This window comes from Aeromonas sp. 9A, from assembly GCF_963900955.1.
Classification (GTDB): Bacteria; Pseudomonadota; Gammaproteobacteria; order Enterobacterales; family Aeromonadaceae; genus Aeromonas; species Aeromonas salmonicida.
Genome location: NZ_CAWRFG010000001.1, coordinates 2,197,244 through 2,221,618, shown reverse-complemented (window position 1 = coordinate 2,221,618; position 24,375 = coordinate 2,197,244). Strand labels below are relative to the sequence as shown.

General features: G+C 56.8%; 19 protein-coding genes and 4 pseudogenes. All 23 read right to left on the bottom strand.

Annotated features, from left to right (window positions below):
• Nucleotides 1-2,643: a type VI secretion system ATPase TssH gene (tssH, locus tag AACX78_RS10450; RefSeq protein WP_159166143.1), complete on the bottom strand. Its 2,643-nt coding sequence runs from the start codon at nt 2,641-2,643 to the stop codon at nt 1-3.
• 21 nt (nt 2,644-2,664) lie between these two features.
• On the bottom strand, nt 2,665-3,444 hold the full coding sequence (gene icmH / locus AACX78_RS10445; protein ID WP_201302828.1) for a type IVB secretion system protein IcmH/DotU: 780 nt from the start codon (nt 3,442-3,444) through the stop codon (nt 2,665-2,667).
• A 23-nt stretch (nt 3,445-3,467) separates the two neighbouring features.
• The gene (gene tssK, locus AACX78_RS10440; protein WP_159166142.1) at nt 3,468-4,802 is read right to left on the bottom strand and encodes a type VI secretion system baseplate subunit TssK; all 1,335 of its coding nucleotides are present in this window, start codon (nt 4,800-4,802) and stop codon (nt 3,468-3,470) included.
• A 2-nt stretch (nt 4,803-4,804) separates the two neighbouring features.
• On the bottom strand, nt 4,805-5,320 hold the full coding sequence (tssJ, locus tag AACX78_RS10435) for a type VI secretion system lipoprotein TssJ (protein ID WP_005310697.1): 516 nt from the start codon (nt 5,318-5,320) through the stop codon (nt 4,805-4,807).
• Nucleotides 5,320-6,555, bottom strand: coding sequence for a type VI secretion system-associated FHA domain protein TagH (tagH, locus tag AACX78_RS10430; RefSeq protein WP_159166141.1), 1,236 nt, complete (start codon nt 6,553-6,555; stop codon nt 5,320-5,322). Before tagH ends, tssJ begins: the two co-directional genes overlap by 1 nt.
• A 40-nt stretch (nt 6,556-6,595) precedes the next feature.
• Nucleotides 6,596-7,594 (bottom strand): type VI secretion system baseplate subunit TssG, encoded by a 999-nt coding sequence (tssG, locus tag AACX78_RS10425; protein WP_159166140.1) that lies wholly within the window; start codon nt 7,592-7,594, stop codon nt 6,596-6,598.
• Nucleotides 7,558-9,324, bottom strand: coding sequence for a type VI secretion system baseplate subunit TssF (gene tssF, locus AACX78_RS10420; protein WP_159166139.1), 1,767 nt, complete (start codon nt 9,322-9,324; stop codon nt 7,558-7,560). Before tssF ends, tssG begins: the two co-directional genes overlap by 37 nt.
• A gap of 3 nt (nt 9,325-9,327) precedes the next feature.
• Nucleotides 9,328-9,759, bottom strand: a complete 432-nt coding sequence (tssE, locus tag AACX78_RS10415) for a type VI secretion system baseplate subunit TssE (RefSeq protein WP_087755878.1) — start codon at nt 9,757-9,759, stop codon at nt 9,328-9,330.
• Nucleotides 9,760-9,765: 6 nt separating this feature from the next.
• Nucleotides 9,766-11,244 (bottom strand): type VI secretion system contractile sheath large subunit, encoded by a 1,479-nt coding sequence (gene tssC, locus AACX78_RS10410; protein WP_111588351.1) that lies wholly within the window; start codon nt 11,242-11,244, stop codon nt 9,766-9,768.
• A gap of 38 nt (nt 11,245-11,282) precedes the next feature.
• Nucleotides 11,283-11,786 (bottom strand): type VI secretion system contractile sheath small subunit, encoded by a 504-nt coding sequence (gene tssB, locus AACX78_RS10405; RefSeq protein WP_111588352.1) that lies wholly within the window; start codon nt 11,784-11,786, stop codon nt 11,283-11,285.
• 655 nt (nt 11,787-12,441) lie between these two features.
• Nucleotides 12,442-13,800: a tetratricopeptide repeat protein gene (locus tag AACX78_RS10400; RefSeq protein ID WP_159166138.1), complete on the bottom strand. Its 1,359-nt coding sequence runs from the start codon at nt 13,798-13,800 to the stop codon at nt 12,442-12,444.
• A 258-nt stretch (nt 13,801-14,058) separates the two neighbouring features.
• Nucleotides 14,059-14,757 (bottom strand): DUF2931 family protein, encoded by a 699-nt coding sequence (locus AACX78_RS10395; RefSeq protein ID WP_159166137.1) that lies wholly within the window; start codon nt 14,755-14,757, stop codon nt 14,059-14,061.
• A complete protein-coding gene (locus AACX78_RS10390; RefSeq protein WP_201302827.1) occupies nt 14,757-15,470 on the bottom strand; it encodes a DUF2931 family protein in 714 nt (237 codons plus the stop codon). Before AACX78_RS10390 ends, AACX78_RS10395 begins: the two co-directional genes overlap by 1 nt.
• Entirely contained in the window at nt 15,470-17,401 is a 1,932-nt protein-coding gene (locus AACX78_RS10385; protein WP_159166136.1) for a T6SS phospholipase effector Tle1-like catalytic domain-containing protein, read from the bottom strand. Before AACX78_RS10385 ends, AACX78_RS10390 begins: the two co-directional genes overlap by 1 nt.
• Complete coding sequence (locus tag AACX78_RS10380; RefSeq protein WP_159166135.1) at nt 17,401-18,201, bottom strand: DUF4123 domain-containing protein; 801 nt, start codon at nt 18,199-18,201, stop codon at nt 17,401-17,403. The genes AACX78_RS10385 and AACX78_RS10380 overlap by 1 nt, the downstream gene beginning before the upstream one ends.
• A complete protein-coding gene (locus tag AACX78_RS10375) occupies nt 18,198-18,872 on the bottom strand; it encodes an ADP-ribosyltransferase (RefSeq protein ID WP_236556376.1) in 675 nt (224 codons plus the stop codon). Before AACX78_RS10375 ends, AACX78_RS10380 begins: the two co-directional genes overlap by 4 nt.
• Before the next feature lie 195 nt (nt 18,873-19,067).
• Nucleotides 19,068-20,978, bottom strand: a pseudogene (gene tssI / locus AACX78_RS10370) (type VI secretion system tip protein TssI/VgrG); the annotation flags it as partial.
• 304 nt (nt 20,979-21,282) lie between these two features.
• Nucleotides 21,283-21,459: pseudogene (locus AACX78_RS10365) on the bottom strand (type VI secretion system tube protein Hcp); the annotation flags it as partial.
• A gap of 5 nt (nt 21,460-21,464) precedes the next feature.
• Nucleotides 21,465-21,872, bottom strand: a pseudogene (locus AACX78_RS10360) (contractile injection system protein, VgrG/Pvc8 family); the annotation flags it as partial.
• Nucleotides 21,873-21,883: 11 nt separating this feature from the next.
• Complete coding sequence (locus AACX78_RS10355; protein ID WP_159166133.1) at nt 21,884-22,183, bottom strand: type VI secretion system PAAR protein; 300 nt, start codon at nt 22,181-22,183, stop codon at nt 21,884-21,886.
• Between the two features lie 188 nt (nt 22,184-22,371).
• Nucleotides 22,372-22,617, bottom strand: a complete 246-nt coding sequence (gene tssD / locus AACX78_RS10350; RefSeq protein ID WP_339389640.1) for a type VI secretion system tube protein TssD — start codon at nt 22,615-22,617, stop codon at nt 22,372-22,374.
• Between the two features lie 48 nt (nt 22,618-22,665).
• Nucleotides 22,666-23,853, bottom strand: a pseudogene (tssI, locus tag AACX78_RS10345) (type VI secretion system tip protein TssI/VgrG); the annotation flags it as partial.
• Nucleotides 23,805-24,320 (bottom strand): type VI secretion system effector Hcp1, encoded by a 516-nt coding sequence (gene hcp1 / locus AACX78_RS10340; protein ID WP_159166132.1) that lies wholly within the window; start codon nt 24,318-24,320, stop codon nt 23,805-23,807. The gene hcp1 and the pseudogene tssI (AACX78_RS10345), both read right to left, overlap by 49 nt.
• Between the last annotated feature and the right edge of the window lie 55 nt (nt 24,321-24,375).

The window sequence follows — 24,375 nt, the reverse complement described above, 5'->3', positions numbered from 1 at the left end:
TCAGCCCTCCACCTCGGCCACGAACTGGCGCTCGCTCACAGAGAAACGCACCCGCTTGATGGGCTCACCTGCAGAGAGACGCTGCAGCAGTTGCAGGGAGACTGGCGGCAGCAGGGCACCGTCGATGACGGATTCCAGCATGCGGGCCCCGTTCTCGCTGCGATTGGCGCGGCGCAATATCTCCTCGGCCACCTCATCCTCCAGCACCACCTCGGCACCGAAACGCTCCTTGAGCAGCTTGACCAGTCGGTTGAGTTTGCCGCCCACAATCTGCACCAGGGTGTCGTGACCCAGCGGCAGATAGGGGATCACCTCCATCCGTGCCAACAGGGCTGGCTTGAAGAAGGCGGCCAGCTCGGGATAGAGCGCATCCAGCAGAACGTCGGGCTGCTCGGCATGATCGACTATGGTCTGGAAGCCGAGGTTGGAGGTGAGGAAGAAGACCACGTTCTTGCAGTCGATGATGCGCCCTTCCCCATCCGCCAGCTCGCCCTTGTCGAACGCCTGATAGAAGAGGTTGAGCACGTCCGGATGGGCCTTCTCCACCTCGTCCAGCAGCACCACCGAATAGGGCTTCTGACGAATGGCTTCGGTCAGCACGCCCCCTTCGCCAAAGCCGACATAGCCGGGAGGCGAACCAATGAGGCGGGAGACAGTGTGTTTTTCCTGATACTCGGACATGTTGATGGTGGTCAGATACTGGCGACCGCCAAACATCAGCTCGGCAATCTGCAGCACGGTTTCGGTCTTGCCGACCCCGCTCGGTCCCACCAGCAGGAAGGCCCCCAGCGGACGGCCCGGGCGGCGCAGATCGGCGCGGGCGGTGAGCAGGTGTTTGTGCAGATGGGCTACCGCCACATCCTGCCCCTTGATAAGCTCGCCGAGGTACTCCGGCAGACGGGTCACCACATCCAGCTCCCCCTGGGAGATGCGATTGAGGGGCACGCCGGTCCACTCGGCGATCACCGCAGCAACTTGAGTCTTGTCGACGTGGGCCGAGACCAGCACCTCACCCTGTTGCAGCTCGGCCAGCTCGCGCTCGAGCCCGGCCAGCTGGTCGGCGGCCGCTTGCGGATCCAGCGGCGCATCGGCCAGATCCAGCGCCTCTCTGGTCAGCATCTCATCCTGCTGATCGGCGAGCAGGGCGGCGCGCAGCTCGACAATCTGATGCACCAGCCCCTGTTGTTGCTGCCACTTGGCTTCCTGCTCGCGCAGGGCATCACGGCTGGTCTGCTGGGCAGACTGCAGCTCGGCCAGTCGCTCTGTGTTGTCACCCAGCCCGATCAGACTCTGGCGCTCCAGCTGGCGGATCTCCAGCTCACGCTGACGCAATGCGTTTTGCAGATGGCTGACGGCACGCGGCGGCGTAGTCAGATTGATGGCCACCCGGGCACAGGCGGTGTCGAGCACGTCGATCGCCTTGTCCGGCAACTGACGACCGGAAATATAACGGGCGGAAAGCTGGGCGGCCGCTTGCAGCGCCTCTTCGTCGATCAGCACACCATGGGCCTTTTCGTAGATGCTGCGCAGGCCGCGCAGGATCACGGTAGCCTCATCGGCATTGGGCTCGCCCACCTTCACCAGCTGGAAGCGGCGCGAGAGGGCGGCATCTTTCTCCACGTATTTCTTGTACTCGCCCCAGGTGGTGGCGGCTATGGTACGCAGCTCGCCCCGGGCCAGCGCCGGCTTGATGAGGTTGGAGACATCCAGCCCACCGGCCTGATTGCCAGCACCGATCAGCGTGTGGGCCTCATCGATAAAGAGGATGACAGGACGCACCGCCTCCTTGACCTCCTGCATTACCCCCTTGAAGCGTTTCTCAAACTCCCCCTTGACCGACGCACCGGCCTGCATGGCACCAAGATCGAGCGTCATCAGCTCCACCTCGCGCAATTTTTCAGGCACCTGATCCGCCACGATGCGCAGCGCCAATCCCTCTATGAGTGCGCTCTTGCCGACCCCGGCCTCCCCCACGACTATGGGGTTGTTCTTGCGACGCCGCGAGAGGATGTCGATCATGAGATCGATTTCGTGATCCCGACACAAAACAGGGTCCAGACGGCCCTGGCGTGCCTGCTCGGTCACGTTGATGGTAAAGCGGGCCAGCAGGCTGGCATCGGCTGGCAGGGCGGCCTGAGTTGAGGTGCCGTTTGTAGAAACAGTAACTTGGGTCTCGGCGGACTCTTTCACCCACTCGTCAAACTGCTGGCGCAACAGCTCGCGGTTGACGTTGGCCAGCAGCCGGGTCACAGAGCCTGGCAGGTAACGCTGGGGAGTCATCAAGAGCACCAACAGCATGACGCCGCTGCGCAATTGGGCGTGCTGCAGCTCGGCGGAAGCCAGCAGCCAGCTGTCTTGCAACCACTCCACCAGGAGCGGCGAGAAGGAGGGGTAACCCTGGGCATAACCACTGTCTGCACCGGCAGGCTGAAGCAGGGTTTTGAGCTCGTCGACCCCGACGTCGGCCCGCTTGAGGATCTGGCGCACATCACTGAGTGGTGTCTCCAGCATCTTGAGCAGCAGGTGCTCGATGCGGATCTCGGCCCCCTGATGGTTGACGCAGAGGGCCGCAGCCTCCTCCAGCATATGACGACAGATGGGGTTGAGTCTTTCCACCAGTACGGGTAGCTCTATACGAATCAAGGCGTGCTCTCCTCAGAATAATTATTTTAATAATTCGCCCAGTTGACGCAGTACGTCCTGGGTCTGGTTATTGAGTTGGTGATGATAGAGGCCAAATATAATGGCCAGGATCAGCGTGCCCCCCATGAACAGGCTGCGCAGGGAAATCTGCTTGCGCAGTCTGTAACGGGAAGCCTGACGACCGAGGTCGAGGTGAAAGACGCTGGGGGCTTCACCGCTTGTCTCGGGGGCCAGCTGCTTGTGCAACTGTTTGACGATGCGCTCGAACTCGTCACGCCCCTTGTTCATCACCTTGTAGCGCCCCTCGAAACCGAGGCACAGGCACAGATAGATGAACTCCAGGATGTCGCGATAACGCACCGGGTCTTCCTGCAGACGAGCGAGCAGCACGAACACCTTCTCCCCGCCCCAGGTCTCGTTGTGGAAACGGGTCAGCAAGGAGTGTTCCGACCATTCGCTCTGGCTACCCCAGTCGCGACCCATGACGGCCTCGTCGATGAAGGTGCAGAGGATGTAGCGAAACGACAGCACCACACCGTTCTCGTAGCCCTGTGCCATCAGCTCCTGCTCTATGGCCTGGATCTCGGTCACCACCCGCTGATAGAGCTCCGGCACCCGGTCGTAGCGCGACAGCAGGCGTACCCGCTGCACCAGCCCCAACAAGGGGGTTACCGCATCTATCATGGGGTTGATGCTCTGGCCGCGCAGGCGGAACCAGTAGTCCGAATCCATGTCCAGCTGCTCGGCATGATCGAACAGCAGATCGCTGAGTTGCTCGTTCTTGATAATGTCCGTGGTCATCTCTGCTTGTTTCCTTGATGCGATCACTGGCTGCGAATGGCCCAGAGCTGCATGTCGAGCTCGGGGAAATCACCGGCAATGTGGAAGGCGAGCGTGTTGCTGACCGCCAGCATCTGCCAGGCAGGGCTTTGCCGATCGAGCTGGAAGTAGCTGTAACCGGCGTGATAGGGCAGCTGGCGCGGCGCCACCGGCAGCGGCAACAACGGAATGCCGGGCAGTTGCAGGCTGATGAGCTCGCGGATCTTGTCGCTCGACGCCACCTTGGTCTGCTGCAGCAACTGCTTGCGCAGCTGCTCCTGCGGCATGCGGGCGCGCACCGCCAGCACGAAGTCGGCGCTTTGCATCAGCTCGCTCTCGTTGACCATGGCCACCATGACGCCGTACTGGTGCTTGCGCAGCTGGATGGAGACGGCACGTGGCGACAGCACTGTGCTCAGCGCCTGACGCAGGGCCAGCATCACAGGCTCGAAACTCACCTGCTGATCGTCGTGACGATAGGCGGCAAACTCGGGCGGCAGACGGGATTCATCGGTGAAGGTCATCAGCTCGCCACAGATCTGCACCAGCGCCTCGTGCAACCGCTCCGGATGCAGGGTGCCAAGACGCGCCAGATGGGAAAGCTGGGGCTGAGCGCGGTTGAGCAGTTGCAACATCATGAACTCGGCCACATCGGCGACCCCCTGCTGACCGGGGGCGGCAATGCGCTGGGAGAGACTGCGAGCCCGCTCGGCCACGAGGCCAGCCGATTCGCCGAGGAAGCGCTTGAGGGTCGGGATGGCGGAAACGCTGATGCTACAAGGCATGAAGTTGGGATCCAGCACCAGACCACCGTCCGGACGCTTGTCCAGAATGCGAGCGATGGCGAGCGAGGCATAGGCGCTGCGATCTTCGCGCTCCAGCATCAGCCGCAGGCTGACTCGCCCCACTTCCAGGGAGACAACATCCCCCCCTTCGCTGTGCAGATCGCGCACATCGTGGCGATGGGCCTGCAAGCGGGTGGCGACCTGGCCGCCCTGATTGACTTCGTTGACCCCGTTCACCGAGAGCGGCAATGCCAGGTAAACCTTCTGATTGGCGACCGAGGCATCGGTAATTTCCAGGGGCGCCGGCAGCACATCGTCATTGGGAATATTGAAGACGGTGCCATCGGGCAGTATGCCGGTGGCACCTACCAGGGCGATACGGCCAAACCCCAGGTAGTCCTCGTTGATGGCCAGCGACTGCAAGCCATAGAAATAGTCGCTGAGCGCACTCAGTCTGGCGTGCAGCGCATACTCTGAATGTCTTTGTTGTTGCTGGAAGTGCTGGGGCTTGATGAAGAGCCCCTCACGCCAGATAACCCGATTTCGACTCGACATGGTTATTCTTCTTCTTTTTGCAGTTCTACTTCATCCAGACGCAGATGAACCAGGATTTGATAGGCTCGTCCCATGCTTTTCACCTTGATGACTTTGCGCCACTCGGCGCTGTCCGGATCGGCATAACGCGCGATCACCCCGATGTAGCGGGTCTTCTCATCGAGCTTGATGGGCGGCAGATACTTGAACTGGCCCGGCAGCAGTGTGTAGTCCTGATGATCCAGGTAGTTCTTGCCAAGGGCCTTTTCCACATCCTCGGTCACCTGGTCGTAATCGGTGGCGAGCAGCTTGGAGTCTTCGGCCAGCAGCACCACCTGAAACTCGATGGGTGCCGCCTCCCCGCTCTCGTTGGGGTTGACATCCCGCTCGGCCAGCAGGCTCAGCCCCAGGGTGGTGGCTTGTTCATCGTTGCTGCCCACCTGGATATCCGGGTCCATGGCCACATCGGCCATCTTGCCCATGGTGGTACAGCCTGCCAGGGCCAGCAGACAGGCCCCCAGCATCAGCGCACGTATCATCAAATCAGTCCCTGTTGCTGACGCACGGCCTGGTCGTATGCCTGGGCATAGACCTGATGGAACAGCTTGTCGAACCCCTGCTGACGGGCAGAAGTGAGCTCGCGGTAGTAGTGCTGGTACATGTTCCAGGCCCAGCCTTCGTCGGCCACACCGGGGGCGCCGGTACGACGGTAATGCTCGAAACGGCCAATCAGTGCCTCTGGCGAGAAGGCTTGCAGTATGCTGTCCAGCGCCGCGCCAATGGCCTGTTGGTTCGCCACATGATGAATGCGCACATTGCGCAGGCTCTCGGCCACGGCCGCTGGTGCCGTCAGATGAACCGGACTCTTCTGCTCGGCAAACATCACCGCCAGGGTCTCGTCATAGTCGAGGCCAAGGCGCAGCGGGTTGTCTTCGATGGGACGCAGGTGCTTGTCTGCCAGCGCCGCCTGATCGGTTTGCAACTGCAGCAGTCCTTCCACCATGGCGCGCACCGTTTTGCCCATCTCTTCGAGCATGTCGTGAGCCTGCTGGGTATCCTGCAACTGCAGGGACTGACCCAGGCCGCGCATCAAGGGGGTCAGCGCCACGTGATCTACCCCCTCCAGCGGAGGGTGGTAGTCGGGGTGATTCTCTATGGTGGGCATATCCAGAAATTCTTGGTTCATGGTGTTCTCGACAGCAGAAAAAGGGGCGAGGGATACGGCATCCATATCCGGTTGTGAACGCAGTGGTGACGGCTGGCGGGGATCCACCAGCGGGGTCAGCACCGAGCGTTCATGTTGCAGTGCCAGCAAGGGGTCGACGGCGAGGGCGCGTGGATCCTCCATGGCTTGACTGGTCTCCTCCCCGGCAAGCCACTCATCGAGCTGCTCGGAGGGCCGGTTGCCCAGCACCTGATGCAGGTTCTGCTCGGGGGAGATGGCCCCCAGATAGGCGCGCATCCGGAACGGACCGACGATCAGTTCGTCACCCTGCTCAAGGTGTACCTTGCGGGCCCGCCCTATGGGCGAGGTCGCGCCGTTGATGTAGGTCTGACCGCTCAGATCGCACAGGCAGAAACGGCCATCGTTCAACTCGATCCGGGCGTGGGCCGGCATGACCGAGCCCAACCTGTCACGCAGTTGCCAGTCATCCTGCTCTGAGGCACCCAGAGTGCCCCCCATCTCGTCGAAGCGGTACTGCACCTGCTGGCTGCCATCGAGCTGTTCGCTGTTGAGCACCACCAGGGAAAGTTGCTGATTAAAATCGTCCACATTCACTCCTGCACTGATTCCTACACCGAATTTCCTGCGTTTATTCCTGTACACAGATAGTCACAAACGGGTCGCTCGGCGGTTGGCCGAGAAAGGTACTCCACCCCAGGCGCGCGCTCTGCTCTTCCCCCAATCGCAACCCCCTGGCCTGCTCCTGGCCAAAGCCGAGTCGCAGATCCCAGGCCAATTGGTCGCGCAGGATGAAGGAGACAAAGGTCACCAGCGCATGGAAGTGTTCCCCGTTCGGGAGAAAACCGAGAAACTGGCCAAAACTCAGGTCATTTATCTTCAATAAAAACTTGCCCGCACAATCGTTCACCTTGTCACCGATGACGAAGTCGCCGCCCAACGTGGCGCAAGCACCGCCCAGCCGGTTTTGCTGATCCTGATGGATGGGTACCTTGCGCCACTGCCAGGCACTCACTTCCACATCCGCCAGATCGAAACAGTGCGCCACCAGACCGGCCACCACCTCGGGCGAGCGGCTGGGGCTGGCCAACATGCCTGCATAAGAGAGCATCTTGGCGCGATTGACCGGCAGGCTCTGGCAGACGGCCTCATTGCCCAGCCCCACCAGGGCAAACATCAGGCGGGAGAAACCATCCTCGCCGTTATCCTGAAAGCGCACGTGATAGCGATACTTGCGCCAGATCCTGTGCAGCAACGTCAGCAGGCGGTGGTGAAAGAAGTCCAGAAACAACCCGAGCTTCTGCTCCCCTTGCGCGTACTCCCACGCCAACGAATCCAGGTAATAACCTGGCATGGGTGACTGGCTGCCGTGCAAGCCGAGAAACGCTACTTCAAGCTCATGGCGACCCTTGCCATCGCGACCCACCTGCAATACATCGCTGGTGGGAAAACCCAGAGACGCGGTCGCCTTGAAGCGGATATTTTCGTCACTCGGCAAATGGTCGAGGCCGCGCTCCTGATCGGCACCGTCCAGCTGGTTGAGCAGTTCAACCAGCTGGAAGAAATTGAAACGGGGCGCATCTCTGGTGGAGGTCACATCAGGGAGTGCTGACCGATCTGGACTGGCCATTGATAGCGCTCCTTGTTGTCGAGATTGACCACCTCCAGCAGGTGGAAAGCATTGACGCTGGCATACAGGGAGAAAAAGTGAGCCAGTACGGTACTGAAGAGATAGAGCTCCCCTTCGCTGCCAAAGGCGGATTGGCGAATGGAGAGTACCGACTTGAGCCCGCGCACCGGCATGCCGCGCACCAGCCTGTCCACCGGTTTGGTCTCAATCTCCTCAATCCCCGCCAGTCGCTTGCGCGATGCCTGTTCAGCCTGCTTATCATGAAGCGCGGGGAAGTCATAGGTGCGCAGCACTTGCACCAGGGCATCCCGACGCAACAGAGAGACATAGTTGAGCGACAGGTTGGAGATGAGGGTCCAGTGCAGACTGCCATCCAGCGCCGGACGCAGCGGCCGGGTCGGCCGGATCAGGTTGCGAAAGGTGGCAAAGGAAGGCGAGCTGCCGGTGGGCACACAAATGCTGCCAGCCTTGAGACGGGCCGCTCGGGAGCGGTTGGTGCACGTCAGCGTGACCGAAATGGATTCGTCCAGCTCGACCGTGGTGGTCTCATCCCCGCGTACAAACGAGAGGTTGTGCTCGAAGCCATCGCCGCTGACCGACTCTTTGACCCGCACCCGGTAATAGAGTGCCAACCTGTGCTTGGCCCGTTCGATCTGGTGCTGAAAACTTTCAAACGGCTGGTAGATACGCGGCGTACCGCGGGAGCGGCCCAGGTTGCCTTCCACCCAGCCCTCGACCTGATCCACCGAGAAGATTTCGAAACTGTCAGCATGGCGATAACTCGCCTTGAGGGGATATTCCGCCTGACGGCCATTGAGGTTGACCGGCTCACTGTCGTGCTGGAACAGGTTGATGGCCGGCACACAGTTGAGCATGAAAGAGTCTGGGCGGATCTTGAGCTCCGCAGGCAAGGGCTTGTCGAAACAGAAATGGAGCTTGAATTCGCTCACCGGCAAGGGTTGTTTCGGCCAGTCGCCGCCGCTGAGTTCAAAGAAGAGAAAGCTTTCCGGGAAGCAGAAATACTCCTGCAAGATCCGGTAGCCGGAATAGACATTGTTCGGATAAGGAAGGAGCGCGTCGTCGCGCTCGAAACCGACCGATTTCAGGGCCTTGGCTTCCTGGCGAAAGCGCTTGCCATCGATCTCCAGCTCGATATGGGAGAGCTGGTTGGCGAGCCAGAAATAGAGCTCATAGGCTGTATAGCTGTCGCCACCGAGGAAGAAACGCAGCTTGTCCAGCTGCAACTCGCAGAGCGGCAAGGGAGCATGCAGGGCAATATCCAGCGAGATGGTGGAGAGATCGTTACCACTTTGCGCCGAGATATGGCGGATATCTGCCGGATAGACCCAGGCATCGTGACAGGTCTGAAAGTGACAGGTCACCTCGTCGATGGGCAGGCTGTCGAGCTGACACCCCTGCTTGACCAGCGCCGGTTGAGCGATGGCCCCCGGAATCACCGAAAACTGCATTATGGTCATGCTGGGTACGGGGCGCAGATAGTTGGGCCAGAGCATATTGAGCAGACCATGGGTCAGCTCGGGAAACTCATCCTCGATCTTGGCGCGCAGATTGCCGGTGAGAAACGCGAAGCCTTCCAGCAGGCGCTCCACATCCGGATCGGTATTTTGCTCCGACAGGAAACGGGTGAGCTCGGGATAGGTATCGGCAAATTCGCGCCCTTGCAGGCGCAAAAAAGCCAATTCATCCCTGAAGTAATGTTCCAGCGACATTGATCAGACCATGCGGTAGTGACGGTGACTGTCCATATGGACGTTGAACGAGGTGACCTGCTCTATATGCTCCAGCCTCACGTGGGCCGTCACCTGAAACGACATCTCAAGCGGACTCGCCTGATAGTCGGGTGACCGTACATCCACATGAATGATCCGAGGTTCATAACGACGGATGCACTGCCGGATCGCCTCACGGATCCGCCCCTTGATATCCGCACTGCCCTGAGTAGCGTCATTGAGATCAATGACACCCAGATCGGGCGCGCTGCGGCAATTGCCGGGACGGGTATTGAGAACCTGTTCGAGCTGCCGTTTGACAGATGCGATCAGTTCCTCAGACTCCGTGCGGGGGGAAGAGCTCAGCCCCTCCCCCCGGATACGATCAAACAGACTGGCCGCATTTCCTCTATCCCAGGAAGAGAGATACGGCATCGGGCATTATTCCTTGTCCAGTCGACCTACCAGAGACAGCTCGAAGCTGGCTCCCATGTACTTGAAGTGCGGACGCACAGCCATGGCAACCTGGTACCAACCCGGCTCCCCTTCCACGTCCAGCACCTTGATCTGGGCGGCACGCAATGGGCGACGGCTGCGCACCTCTGCCGGCGGGTTTTCCTGATCCGCGACGAACTGCTTGATCCAGCCGTTCAGTTCACGCTCCAGATCCTGACGCTCCTTCCAGGAGCCGATCTGCTCGCGCTGCAGCACTTTGATGTAGTGCGCCAGGCGGTTGATGATGAACATGTAGGGCAGCTGGGTACCCAGCTTGTAGTTAGTCTCAGCTTCCCGGCCTTCCTTGGTATTGGGGAACACCTTGGGTTTTTGAACCGAGTTGGCGGAGAAGAAGGCTGCATTGTCGCTGTCTTTACGCATGGTCAGGGTGATGAAACCCTCTTCTGACAGCTCATATTCGCGACGATCGGTGATGAGCACTTCGGTCGGGATCTTGGCTTGCAGCTGACCCATGGCCTCGTAGACATGTACCGGCAGATCGTGGATGGCACCACCGCTCTGCGGACCGATAATGTTCGGACACCAGCGATACTTGGCAAAGCTGTCGGTCAGGGAGGTGCCCATCAGATACGCGGTATTGCCCCACAGGTAGTGGTCGTGATCCGAGCTGATGTCTTCCTGATAGTTGAAGCCCTTGATGGGATTCTCGGTCGGATCGTATGGCAGACGGGCCAGAAAACGCGGTGCGGTCAGCCCCAGATAGCGGGCATCTTCCGATTCGCGCAGTGCGCGCCACTTGGTGTAGGACGGGCCTTCGAAAACAGACTTGAGATCCTTGATGGAGGACAAGTCCGTGAAGTTGTCGACCCCAAAGAAGGCGGGTGATACCGAGGAGATAAAGGGGGCATGCGCCATGGCGCCAACGGCACTGACATACTGCATCAACTTGATGTCGGGTGAGCTGTGGGTGAAAGCATAATCACCTATCACGGCACCGACGGGCTGGCCACCGAACTGGCCATAACCACTGGAATAAACATGCTTGTAGAGGCCGGACTGGGTGATCTCGGGGGAGAACTCGAAATCTTCCAGCAACTCTTCCTTGGTCGCATGCAGCACCTGGATCTTGATGTTTTCACGAAAATCAGTGCGATCCACCAGCAGCTTGAGTGAACGCCAGGAAGATTCCATCTCCTGCAATTCTTTGGCGTGCAGGATGACGTCCATCTGTTTGCTCAGCTTCTTGTCGAGTTCGACAATCATGCTGTCTACCAACGCCTTGTTGACAGGATCGCTGGTGGTACCGTTATCAAGAATATTGGCGATCAAGGCGGCAACGCCTTGTTTGGCAACACTGTAACCCTCATCAACCGGGCTGATACGGGCCTGCGCCATGATTTCGTCCAGCAAGGACGGGGAGGCGGTATTGGCCCCCGCTTGAACCTGTTCTTCGACCAAAGACATGTTGTTTTCCTTTCTCGTCAATCAATCCAACCTACCGATCACTCGGCAGGCTTAATCAAATCCAGCTCCTTGAGCAGTTGCTCACGAGCTTCATCACTGGACAGCAGGTCCTGCAAACGATTGCGGAAGGAGGGAATGTTTCCCAGCGGTCCCTTCAGGGCAACCAGCGCCTCACGCAGTTCCAGCAGCTTGCGCAGTTCGGGTACCTGCTGGGCCACGCTGTCAGGGGTGAAGTCATCCAGTGACTGGATCTTGATCGAAACCGGCATCTCCTCCTGGCTGTTCTCCTCCAGGCGGTTGGGAACGTAAAAATTCAGTTCCAGTGCAGATTCTTTCATGACGGAAGAAAAGTTGTTCTTGTCGATGGAGACGGTCTGACGCTCCTCGATAGGGGTTTCTTCGGTACGACCTTTCATATTGCCTACCACCATCATGGTCAGCGGAAGTTCAACTTCTCCCTGCTGCCCACCGGTTGCCGGCACATATTTGATATTGATGCGTTCTTTGGGCGCAACAGTGGCGCCATCGATACTCTTTCCCATGCTCTAAATACCAAGTTGTGGATCTGCCAAGACCCAAAAGCTTATAGCCGATGGATTAACCAACAACTGTCAAAAATGACAGTTGACTGTGTCGCTGAATAGCGACACGCGAATCCATAGGCCGACTGATATGTTTTTGATACAAAAAGAGCAGAGACTCTAATAATCAAAAACACAATATACACCTTGTTATCCATACAACCCGATTATGCCTCTGCTCTTTGTCAGAGGTCATGTTGGCTTAAAGCGCCATTTGCGGCGAATGGTATATTCATCCATTCAGCAACGTCAATAAGACATGATCAAAATAAAACATTTACGTTAAAAAACAAATACTTATGCTCAACCCCTGAAAAAACAAAAAATATTAAAACCTATATGCAAGATGAAACAAAAGATATTCGAGATGACTATTATAAAAGAACATCCAATAAAGCAATGACGACGCGACAGGTATTGACGCCAAGCACCTGTTGCTGCGTCAACCCTTGTCACATATGTTCATTCACTCATCTTTAAACTCATCTGGCACAGGAATTACCAATGGAAGGGTAAAAAGATACATTTAAACAAAATAAATATAATAAGAGGTGACACTCAATGCCTAGATGACAGGCATATGATTTACAACGCTTTTAATAAAAAATTCATTCGATTAAATCGCGCCTTTCAACTTAACGAACCAGTGCTGCGCCAGTTTCTGACCGGAACTCTTCTCTTTTTCTGCCATCCCCTTTTCCAGCTCATCGCGCGCCTTGGTTGCATCACTATTACCATCCGTTGCAGCAAGCAAGTACCATGCATAAGCATGCAATCTGTTACGTGGTGCTCCCCACCCTTGCTCACGCATTATTCCCATACGATATTGCGCGTTTCTGTGATTGGCATTGGCAGCCAGTCGATACTGCTGCAGTGCCTGACTGTAATCCTCCTTGCCACCCAACCCCAGTCGTAGCATCTCGGCATAAGCGTACCGGGCATCGACATTGCCTTGTTGGGCTGCCTGCGCAAAACTCTGACGGGCTGAGGCCAGCTCCCCCCGTTCTTGTTGCAGCTCCGCCAATGCAACTTGTGCCTGACTGAACCCTCCCTGGGCCGCCAGCGTCAACCAATGCTCACGTGAAACAACATCGGTCTGCAGCAAGCTCAACTGATATTCAGCCTCATGGGAACCTCGACCAGCCGCCAGTTCCAGCCAATATCGGCCCAGCGCAAGATCCTGCGTTACCCGCTCGCCGGCCTGATAGGCCAATCCCAACCACAACTGGGCTGGCGCCGAACCCGCGTTAGCAGCACGCTGATAGGCAGTAAATGCCTCTGCCGAACTTACCTGGCGAGCAAGCACCAGCAAGGCGTCCGGTTGCTGCTGGGCGGCAGCCTTCTCAAACCAGCGCTGGGCAATATCGGAGCGCTTGTTTACCCCCTTTCCCTGCTCGTAACGCAGCCCGAGTTGGTACTGAGCGTCACGATTGCCCTGCTCGGCCGCTTTTTCCAGCCATTTGATGGCCTCGGTATCGGCACCGGACTGCTTGGCATACCACTGCCCCAGGATCAGTTGCGCTTGGGCATGATCCTGTTTGGCCGCCTGTTCGAACCAGTCGAGACACTCGCTGACCAATTTGCCTTTATGGTGGAGCTGGCAATCCATCCCCAGCTGATAACTGGCCTCACGATTACCCAGTTTGGCCGCACGTTGCCACCAGTCATTGGCCAACGTTGGGCTCTTCGGCTCACCCAGGCCGGACTGATACCAGCGACCCACCTGCAACGCCGCTTCACCACGAATATCGCTATCCGCCGCCAAGGGGCCCGATTGCTGAGCTGCCTGCTTCATCCAGCGCATCGCCTCGGGATAATCAGGCTTGGCAGCCAAACGCTTGGCCAGTTCATACTGGGCTTTGCCATGGCCCTGTTGGGCTGTTTGAGATAGCTCTGACTCAGTGAATGATGCAGTTGTGGTACAAGCGGTTAACCAGCTGCTCGCCAGTGCAAGCCATAAAGCACGGTATGTCATGAGAAAAATCTACGCTGATAGAAGTTGAAGATGAGTAGATGCCATATTACTGGCAGCTCCGTTATGCTACGTGACCACCTGATAGGCATAAAGCTGATGCCGCGCCGTCCCTGACTATTAGCCTTACCTATCAGAAGGCCCCGATACTCTCTGCCAATTCTGCTGCCATGGCATGGTCGTTATCACGACGACAGATCAGATACTGGGCTAACCAGTTTTGGTACTGCTTCATTGATACCTCTTAAACCGCAATCCAAATCAATTGACCGGATCGGTATCCGTCTTGGGTTGTGCGGCGCGGTAGGCATCCATAATCGGAGCCCAAGCCATGCCACTGGGGGTGGGGTACTGTTGATAGGCATCACCGTATGCTTTATCAAAATCGTCGAACCACTCTTTGTAAACTTTGGTGACGGGATTTTCCTTGTCTTGCGAAGTTTGAATTTCCTTAGCAATCCCCCTGGCCAGCAGGATATCAGGTGTCACTCTGACACTGGTTAAAAATGCTTCCACATAGCCGCCGGTAGCCATGCCTAAGCCAATGTTATCTCGACGCTCTTCGCGCCACTCATCTCTCACCTTGATGCGATAAGGTTGTGCAATCATGCTTTCCAGTTCTGCTGGCAATACCAAGCTAATGCGATAGCGCTTTTTGTCATGAAATGAAATCCACTCTACTTCTACCTTATCGGGGACGGGGTGAATATCACGACGCCCCTTGCCTATGCGCCAGCGATAGTCTTTTTCTTTTAACCCTTCAGCCCCAAAAAATCCGGCGGAACCATTCGTCGAGGCATCAACCAACTTGCCATGGCGATAAAAGAGTACCTCAGTAACCCATAGTTCATCTGAGTTGGAACCGACCATATGCCACCAGTCCAGTTGTTTGGGGCCTGTGGGGGCTGCTTGGCATGCTGCGACTAATGGCAACAGCAGCAGTAAGAGTATCCAGCGCATTAATTAACCGGTTCATTGTCAGTGTGAGGTTGTTTGGCACGGTAAGCATCCATGATGGGGGCCCAGTCCATACCTTGCGGAATTGGGTGCTGCAGGTAAGTGGCGCCATAATCCTTATCAAATGCCGCAAAAGCATTATTGAATTGTTTGGAAAGTGGCACCTTTTCGTCTTGCCAAGGCCTTATTTCCTTAGCTATGCCTCTTGCTATTAAAATATCTGGTTTGACTTTGAACTTGGTTAGAAACACTTCAACGTACCCCCCTGGAGCAAGTCCAAGTGCGATGATATTTCTTCGTACTTCTTGGCGTTTTTCTGCATTCAATATCCAGTAACCTTGTGCAATCTGAGAGTTTAAATTTGATGGGAGCATCAAAGTGATGCCGTAGCGTTTTTTGTCATGGAAGGAAACCCATTCAATATCAACTTTATCAGGAATTGGCTGGTTGTATAATTTTCGTCCTGCACCTATGCGCCAGCGATAATCCTTTTCTCGTAAAGCCTCAGCTCCAACATAACCAGCATCACCGTTTGACGAGCCGTGAATGAGCTTCCCCTCCTGATAAAAATTGGCCTTTGTGTGCCATATTTCATCCGCGTTGGAGCCCACCATATAAGACCAATCCATAGTCTGTGGGGTGCTTGCAACACCTGTAGCGCTAAAACCCAGCAGACCCAGCGCTAGTAAAGGAAGTTTTATCCAACTGAATTTCATTATCCGCCTTCCTGATTATTGTAAATTTTACGTCCATCTCTACCATCGATATTATTCGCCATATTGACCAATCCAGTGTCTGCACTATGATGCAAGTATTCAAAACGAAGATAGCGATAGGCATCTGATGTTAATTTATTCGCTAAGTTTTTAACTATACCTCGTTCTTTAGCGGCATTAATCCATTGCTCATCTAGCTTGGCTAGATTGGAATGAGGAATCCGAATACTCAATGGTACTAGTGACAAATCAGCTCTTGCTTCATCCCATAATTGAAATGGAACTCCCACATCTCTTGCCGCTTCAACCATCATGTGTAGTGGAATGCGTGAGTATTCACCTTCAACCACGCGATTGATCAATACTTCAACTTCGACATTCATTTTATCTGTCTTGGGGTGTCGACTGCTCCTCACTCGCAGGCTGATCTTATTCCTCACCGGCGCACTCGCCACATTAGGTAAATCAACAACCTCATTACCCCAACCCTTAATCACCTGTTCCTCGGCATACAGTTTGGCTCTTTGGTAGGCTCGGCTTTTCTTAGGGTCGAAGAACATGGACGACTCCTCGCTCCGACAAACTTTGATAGCAATTTGTTCGGTGATAGCAGGATCGCTATTGGGATTGCTCAAACTCCAGCGGCTGTAATAACCACCGCCAACATCAGAGTGAGCCCCAGGCACTATGACTTCTGTGAAGTTTGGTGCAATTTTGGCACCCAGTTTATCATCGGTGATGCGAGTCAAGGCAAAGAAAAAACGCCATTCATCGGCGGCAATAAGATGAACCACTCGCTCAGCGCAGTCTGGGGACAGGGTTACGTTTCGTTTCCTTGCAGAGGTTGTTACAGTATCAAATAATCCAGCAAATTTTATACGGCAATCATCGCGACTAGCCCAATCGAAACCAGCCTTGAGCTGAATTCCGCTCTCTTTTTCCATCGAGTTTGCTAACAAATGCCCTGTTTTCCCATCAATAAAATTAATAAATTGCCGAGCAGCGGAAGCACCACGACTAAAACCAAATACGTCAAATTCAATTTTATGAATACAGTCAGTCTTAGAAAGAATTTCGCCTAATTGTTCATTTATTGTTTCAATAATTGTTGTGTCGCAGGCCTTTTCTACTTTGGATAGACTTGAAGTACTCCCTAAATCGGATGCTTGGCCAGCTCCAGCATCCTCTTCAGCATTCTCCGTGCCGATCCCATCAATATACACCTTTGCTAAAAGCTCATTGCCTTTCGGCACCCGATATAGTTCATAGGCTTTACCAATATTGGTAATGTCATTTGCTTGGCTTGCAACCTTTAGAGGAACATCCCCCGCCTCGCATTGTTTGCGCAGTGCTTCACGTTCCTCAGGGGTGGCACATTGCTCCAAAAATCTCTCGATCCCATCCTTGCCAATCAAATGGTTAAAAGTGTTGTTCGAAGTACCATCGAAGAAGAGCCCAACCCGCAAGATATTGATCTGATAGCCTTTAACTTCAATCACATAGGAGTGCTTGGTGAAAAAGCGAGTAGGCTGAGCCTGTCCTGACTGATGTCCTTTCGGTAGCGGCTGTTCTGGCTCGGTGAGACAAAGGTCGCCAGTGGTCACCTTGATATACTCTCGTTTGACGTCGCAGTGCCCGAATAACTTGTCTGTATAGGCGGGTACCTGTGTGGTCTCACCCTCCTTGAGGGCCTCACGGGACTGCGCCGCCTTGAGCCAGGCTGGCGTCTCGATTTTTACAGCCACCGGGCCAACTGCAAAACCACGCACCAGAGTAGGCCCATCCTTCAGGGTGACTGTTTCTGACTTGCCTGTTTCGTCAGTTAAAGTGGCCTTGAGCCCCTTGAACGAACGGTTGTGCTCATCACGAACGTCTATCTCTATCCAGTTATCATAACGTTCGCAAGGGATACAGTGGGGATCTGCCGCCATCAGGATACTCCTGTCAATTCGTGATGTTTGTTCAGCCAGTTGGCTACCTGAACCAGCTCATCATCGGTCAGCATCAAAGGCGCCCGTATCTCTTCAAGAGGCAAATTGGCCTGCAAGGCCAAGGCGCCAGCCACCACACCATCGCGCACATCCTCTTGCAGCCCATCCTGATTGGCCTGTTTAAGGGTGGGTAAAATGGTCCCGGCCGGGTCAGGATGGCGCTCCATCATAGCCGTCATGGTCTGCCATAACCGCCGCCGCAAGATGTAGGCATGACGGTTCTCGTCGTAGAGTCCAGCCAGATGATGAGGCCGGATATGAAACCAGGGAGTTTGCAAGGCCGGTTGGAACCGGGCATTGGGCGTGCGAACGAAGGCTTCATCATGGATCCAGAGCCCGGAACAGGGACCCAGCACACTATCGCGTTCATCAGGGGTCATGGCGCTGAGCATAGGCAGAAAAATGCGTGGGTCAGAGAAACGAAACCAGACTGCTTCTCCCTCGCGTATCGCTTCTATCAGGCTCTGCCAATGGCGGCGGATCAGCTCCACTGATTGGTCGCTGATCAGGTAGAAGCCGCTCAGGGCAGGATTGGCCATCATGAACTCAGTGGAAGGCGCAGGTAGCAACCAGGGCCCCAATGCAGACTGCTCATCAAAAGCGGTACCGGCAAAAAGTGGATTGGCATTCTCTCCATCATATGCATAGAAATCCGCCACGGCTGACATCGCCTGGGCTCCATCGATGACGGCATACGTCTCACCCGCTTGCTCGCCAGCGAGCCAATCAGATAACGTCATAATACGGAAACCTCTATCAGTCGCTTGATCTTGCTGCGGTTGTCCGATGCATTGTCAGAGGTTGGAATCGTATTGAGCAAGGTATAGAAATCACCTCTCATGGAGGAAACCACCCGATCGACCCTTAGCTTGGTCTGCGTCGGAAACAGCATCTCAGCTTCCCCCTTGAAGTGCGCCGCGTCTCCCAGCAGACGACCACCATGACCGGCAGGCAGGCGGATCTTCAACAAGGTATCGTTGACCCAGGCCTTGTCCGGTGAGGTACTCATGAATCCTGACTCAACAACGATATTGCCCACCCCAGTGAACTGCTCTTTCAGGGCTGCAAGCTCCGGCTTGTCCAGCGCCAACCCTCGGTACACGAAAGACAAATCAGGTGAAGCCGGCAATTTCGCCAGACCAGCCTCCACATCGGCAACATAGGCCTTCATTGCCTGGTTAAACTCACTCGCGGATGTCGGCTCATCATTCAAATAGCTGCGACTTAGCAGGGTATCGATGGCCTCTCGCTGCTTGTAGGGGCGATCACGCAAATAGTTATTGAGCAATGTGTACCCCTGCGCCGAATAATATCTAAGTGCTTCATCCGCTTTGGATATCTCTACCGTTGCCCACTTCTTTGCCGGCTTTTTGCTTTCCCCTTTGGCCGCAACAGGTGGCGGCGGTGGCATCCCTGCGCCTCCGGCAAGCTGGGGTGGGACGGGTGGTGGAGCCGGTGGCCCCCCGGCAGGCTGGGGTGGTACCGGCGGTGGGGCTGCTGGACAAGGCTTGGCCAGCGGTGCCATGGACTCCATGCTCTTGTGAATGGCCGGGGCTGGCAACGTTGCCGGTGGTGCCGTAGGCACTTCAACATTACCTGGCAGGATTGGGGCCTTGCCCCCCCAACCAGTACCTGAACTTGGGCTGCCACCCGAGTTCATCTTGATGGTGGGGCCGACCAGAGTAACGCCGCCACCATCGACCTTGATAAAACAGCCGCCCACCTTGACGGTGATCTCAGATCCCGCTTCCAATACCACTTTGGCGCCGGCCTTGACGTGCACTTCCTGCCCTGCCTGGGTGAGCCAGCTCTGCCCCAGCTTCTGGTGCATGGAAGCATCGACAGTCAGCGACAGGTCACCCTTGATATGGTCCCGCTTCTCCCCCTCCACCGTCAGGTGGTCGTTGGCCTTGATCCGAGTTACCCGCTCGTTGTCGATATCTGTATGCTCATCATGCTTGATGTGCCAGGCGGCATCATTTTCGATGAGCACATTCAGGTCTTTCTGACCGTGGATGTAAATCTCTTCCTGCCCCGCCTGGTCTTCAAAACGCAGCTCGTTGAAGCCCTCACCCTGATGGGTCTCGGTGCGCAGCACGGTACGGGTCTTGTTGGCAGGCAACTCATAGGGCGGCCGGTTGGTGGCGTGGAAGGTGCGGCCAGTGACGATAGGCTGGTCCGGGTCCCCTTCCAAAAATGAAACGATAACTTCGTGGCCGATGCGCGGAATCGCCATCATGCCGTATTGGCCACCCGCCCATCCCTGGTTCACCCGCACCCAGCAGGAGCTCTGGTCGTTTGAGCTACCATATCTGTCCCACGGGAATTGCAGCTTCACCCGGCCATGTTCGTCGCAGTAAATCTCTTCCCCTTCAGGGCCCACCACGATGGCGATTTGCGGGCCGTCCACCATGGGCTTGTGGGGGGCTTGTGGGCTGCCAATGCGAGCACGCCAGGTGGTCGCAGCTTTGACCACATCAAACGCGTTGTGGTAGACGGTCGGGCCGCTGCCCCCCTCCTCTTCCAGCGCCTGTGGCTGCATGCCGGTGTGGCTGATGCGCACGATTTGCCAGTCGGCATTGAGGCTGCTATTCGGGTGCTCGGTCAGCGAAAAAAATTGGCCCGGCAGCAGGGCTGCACTATTGGATTTGCCGCTGCCCGCCACAGCGTCATTGCGCAGCGCATCGAGCCGGTGCTGGGCAAACGCTTTGCCGCTCGGGTCCTGCTTGTAGCGACCGGGAAAATCAAAGTGCTGGTAAGTATCGCGCTGGTGCTCCAGCTCGCAGCCCTGTTTCTTGTGGGAGAGCCCGTAGGCCGGGGTCTTGAAGCTGTAGTCTTTCAGCTCCACGTCAGAGGGGCGCACCGCCTCGCGGTAGTGGAACTGGCGCACATAGGGGCCCTGCTCCAGTGAGCGGTTGCCGAGATTGAAAAAGAGTTCGGGGCCGGCGGTCAGCGCCGCCGCATCGTCGGCAAACACGATGCGGTGTTTGCCCGCGTCAAATTCATGAAAATAGAAGAGCCCCTCTTCGGCGGCGAGCCGGTTGACGAACGCAAGGTCGGTTTCCCGGTACTGCACGCAGTATTCCCGCTGGGCGTGCTCGTTTTTCAGCGCAAAGGCGTAGTCGGTGATGCCGTGCTCTTGCAGCAGGATGGAGAGGATTTCGTCGGGTTTCTGCGCCTGGAAGATGCGGGAATTGTGACGAAGCGAAAGCCGCCACAACGCCGGCTGCACCTGCAGCTGATAGCGAGTGCGGCGAAAGCCGCTGTCCCCTTGCGCAAAATTACTCACAACCCCGCACACCCGCCGCTGCAGCTCGCCGTTATACCACACCATCAGCTCGCACGGCTGGTCCAGCACATCGGCAAAGTCGACATCCGGCTGGGGGCTGGCCAATTCCAACCGCAACTGAAACGGGCTGTTCAGCGCCTCTTCCAGCGCAAACTCGGCCACCACGAAAGTGCTCTCGGGCAGCGCCCCTACCTTGACGGTAAATTGTAATCCTGTGCTGTCTGCCATCGGTGAGCGCCTCTGAGATATGGTGCAGCCCCGTACATTCGGGGGCTTTTCAAACTGTGTGAGAGATCCGCCATCGCCCTGGTTTTTCTGACACCATGGCTACCGCACGCCCTTGACGGCGTGCGACAAGACGTGAATTCGGTTTTTTCTTGTACCCACTCGCAAAGAGCAAACGGGTACAAGAAAACATCGGGGCGGTGCAGAACGGGGGAGTAGAAGACAGTCGGCGAGATATCCTCAAATGGATGCTCGTCAATCGCGCAGATAGCAAAGGGCACCGCAAGCAGTGCCCCTTTGTATCAACTTACGCTTCGCTGGGTGCGCGCCAGTCGTCAGAGCCGGAGGTACCGGCGACCGTGTGTTCCCAGTCAATCTTGCGGTAGGCCAGAGAGACCTGGATCAGCTGGGTGAAGTCAGACTTCGCCGGATCCTGGCAGTGGGGCATCTGGCAGTCGATATCGACGATGGTGGCATCGGTCAGCANAGCGCAAAGGCGTAGTCGGTGATGCCGTGCTCTTGCAGCAGGATGGAGAGGATTTCATCAGGCTTTTTCGCCTGGAAGATGCGGGAGTTCTGGCGAAGGCCCAGTCGCCACAGGGCCGGCTGCACCATGAGCTGATAGCGGGTACGGCGAAAGCCGCTGTCCCCTTGCGCAAAGTCACTCACAACCCCGCACACCCGCCGCTGCAGCTCGCCGTTGTACCACACCATGAGCTCGCACGGCTGGTCCAGCACATCGGCAAAGTCGACATCCGGCTGGGGGCTGGCCAATTCCAATCGCAACTGGAACGGGCTGTTCAGCGCCTCTTCCAGCGCAAACTCGGCCACCACGAAAGTGCTCTCGGGCAGCGCCCCTACCTTGACGGTAAATTGTAATCCTGTGCTGTCTGCCATAACGCTGTTCCTTATCCTGCCTGTCCGCTGCCCGAGCCAATCACAACCCCACCGCAACCGATGGCGGTACTGGTCACGGCGATGGGTTTGCCACTGCGCCGCAAAAAGCACAGGACAGTGCCCACGCCACCCGAGATGCTGCGCGGATGGGGGGGATTGTTGGGCTTGTCATGGGGCGCCAGCGGATCGCCCTGACGGGCCACTGGCTTGCCGTCGAGAAAGACATCCGGGCTGGCGGCAATCACGGGGGATGGGTGAAAACCATCGTGGTCAGTGCCTGTGTCACCGAGCACTGAAATAGTGGAACACATCTCGACTGGCCTCTGTTGTGCTTTGCAATAAGGCCGAGATCCCGGGCCATATGGCAAAACACAAAAGCTCCGACCACATCCAGATGAACAGGCCGGAGAAAATTTGCACGGGTCTGGCAACCGCTGACACGGCAAGTGCCAGAACCCTGGGTGTGCAACAAGGAATAACGTCAATAAGAGAGCGGAGCTTACGCTTCGCTGGGTGCACGCCAGTCGTCAGAGCCGGAGGTACCGGCAACTGTGTGTTCCCAGTCAATCTTGCGGTAGGCCAGAGAGACCTGGATCAGCTGGGTGAAGTCAGACTTCGCCGGATCCTGGCAGTGGGGCATCTGGCAGTCGATATCGACGATGGTGGCATCGGTCAGCACGGTAGAGAAAAAGTGCTCCTGCTTGCCTTCCACGGAAGTGCGATACCACTTCAGGGTNCGCAGCACTGTGCGGGTCTTGTTGGCAGGCAAGTCGTAGGGCGGCCGGTTGGTGGCGTGGAAGGTGCGGCCGGTCACGATGGGCTGGTCGGGGTCCCCTTCCAGGAAACTCACGATAACTTCATGGCCGATGCGCGGAATCGCCATCATGCCGTACTGGCCACCCGCCCAGCCCTGACTGACACGCACCCAGCAGGAGCTCTGGTCGTTGGAGCTGCCATATCTGTCCCACGGGAATTGCAGCTTCACCCGGCCATGCTCGTCGCAGTAAATCTCTTCCCCCTCGGGGCCCACCACGATGGCAATTTGCGGGCCGTCCACCATCGGCTTGTGCGGCGCTTGTGGGCTGCCAATGCGGGCACGCCAGGTGGTACTCGCTTTGACCACCCCAAACTCGTTGTGGTAGACGGTCGGGCCGCTGCCCCCCTCCTCTTCCAGCGCCTGGGGCTGCAAGCCGGTGTGGCTGATACGCACGATTTGCCAGTCGGTATTCAGATTGCCGTTCGGGTGCTCGGTCAGCGAGAAAAACTGGCCTGGCAGCAGGGCTGCACTGTTGGATTTGCCGCTGCCCGCCACTGCGTCATTGCGCAGCGCATCGAGCCTGTGCTGGGCAAACGCCTTGCCGCTGCCGTCCTGCTTGTAACGGCCCGGATAGTCAAAGTGCTGGTAGCTATCGCGCTGGTGCTCCAGCTCGCTGCCCTGTCTCTTGTGGGAGAGCCCGTAGGCCGGGGTCTTGAAGCTGTAGTCTTTCAGCTCCACATCGCTGGGCCGTACCGCTTCCCGGTAGTGGAACTGGCGAACATATGGCCCTTGTTCCAACGAGCGGTTGCCAAGATTGAAGAAGAGTTCGGGGCCGGCTGTTAATGCAGCCGCATCGTCAGCAAACACGATGCGGTGTTTGCCCGCGTCGAATTCATGAAAATAGAAGAGCCCCTCTTCGGCGGCGAGCCGGTTGACGAACGCAAGGTCGGTTTCCCGGTACTGAACGCAGTATTCCCGCTTGGCGTGCTCGTTTTTCAGCGCAAAGGCGTAGTCGGTGATGCCGTGCTCTTGCAGCAGGATGGAGAGGATTTCATCAGGCTTTTTCGCCTGGAAGATGCGGGAGTTCTGGCGAAGGCCCAGTCGCCACAGGGCCGGCTGCACCATGAGCTGATAGCGGGTACGGCGAAAGCCGCTGTCCCCTTGCGCAAAGTCACTCACAACCCCGCACACCCGCCGCTGCAGCTCGCCGTTGTACCACACCATGTGTGTTCCCAGTCAATCTTGCGGTAGGCCAGAGAGACCTGGATCAGCTGGGTGAAGTCAGACTTCGCCGGATCCTGGCAGTGGGGCATCTGGCAGTCGATATCGACGATGGTGGCATCGGTCAGCACGGTAGAGAAAAAGTGCTCCTGCTTGCCTTCCACGGAAGTGCGATACCACTTCAGGGTCACTTTCGGCAGCATTTCACCAGAGGCCAGGGCGTTGTACATCAGCGGTACGGCCTTGTTCAGGGCAACGGTGAATTTGAACGGCTTGTGGACACGCTGACCGGCAGGCTGACCAGATTGCGGGTCAGTCGGTACGGTCACAACGTGTTGGAACTCTTGTACCAGCATCTCGTCTTCGTGACCTTGCACGAAGATGTTGCCGACGGAATCGGAGGTGAAGGCACTCGCGGTGATGTTGCCCTGGGTTTTACCTTCGATGCTGATATAACATGGAGTTGGCATGTGTATGCTCCTGATTGGTTGAACGGTAATGACACTCGACCGAAACCATTAGCAG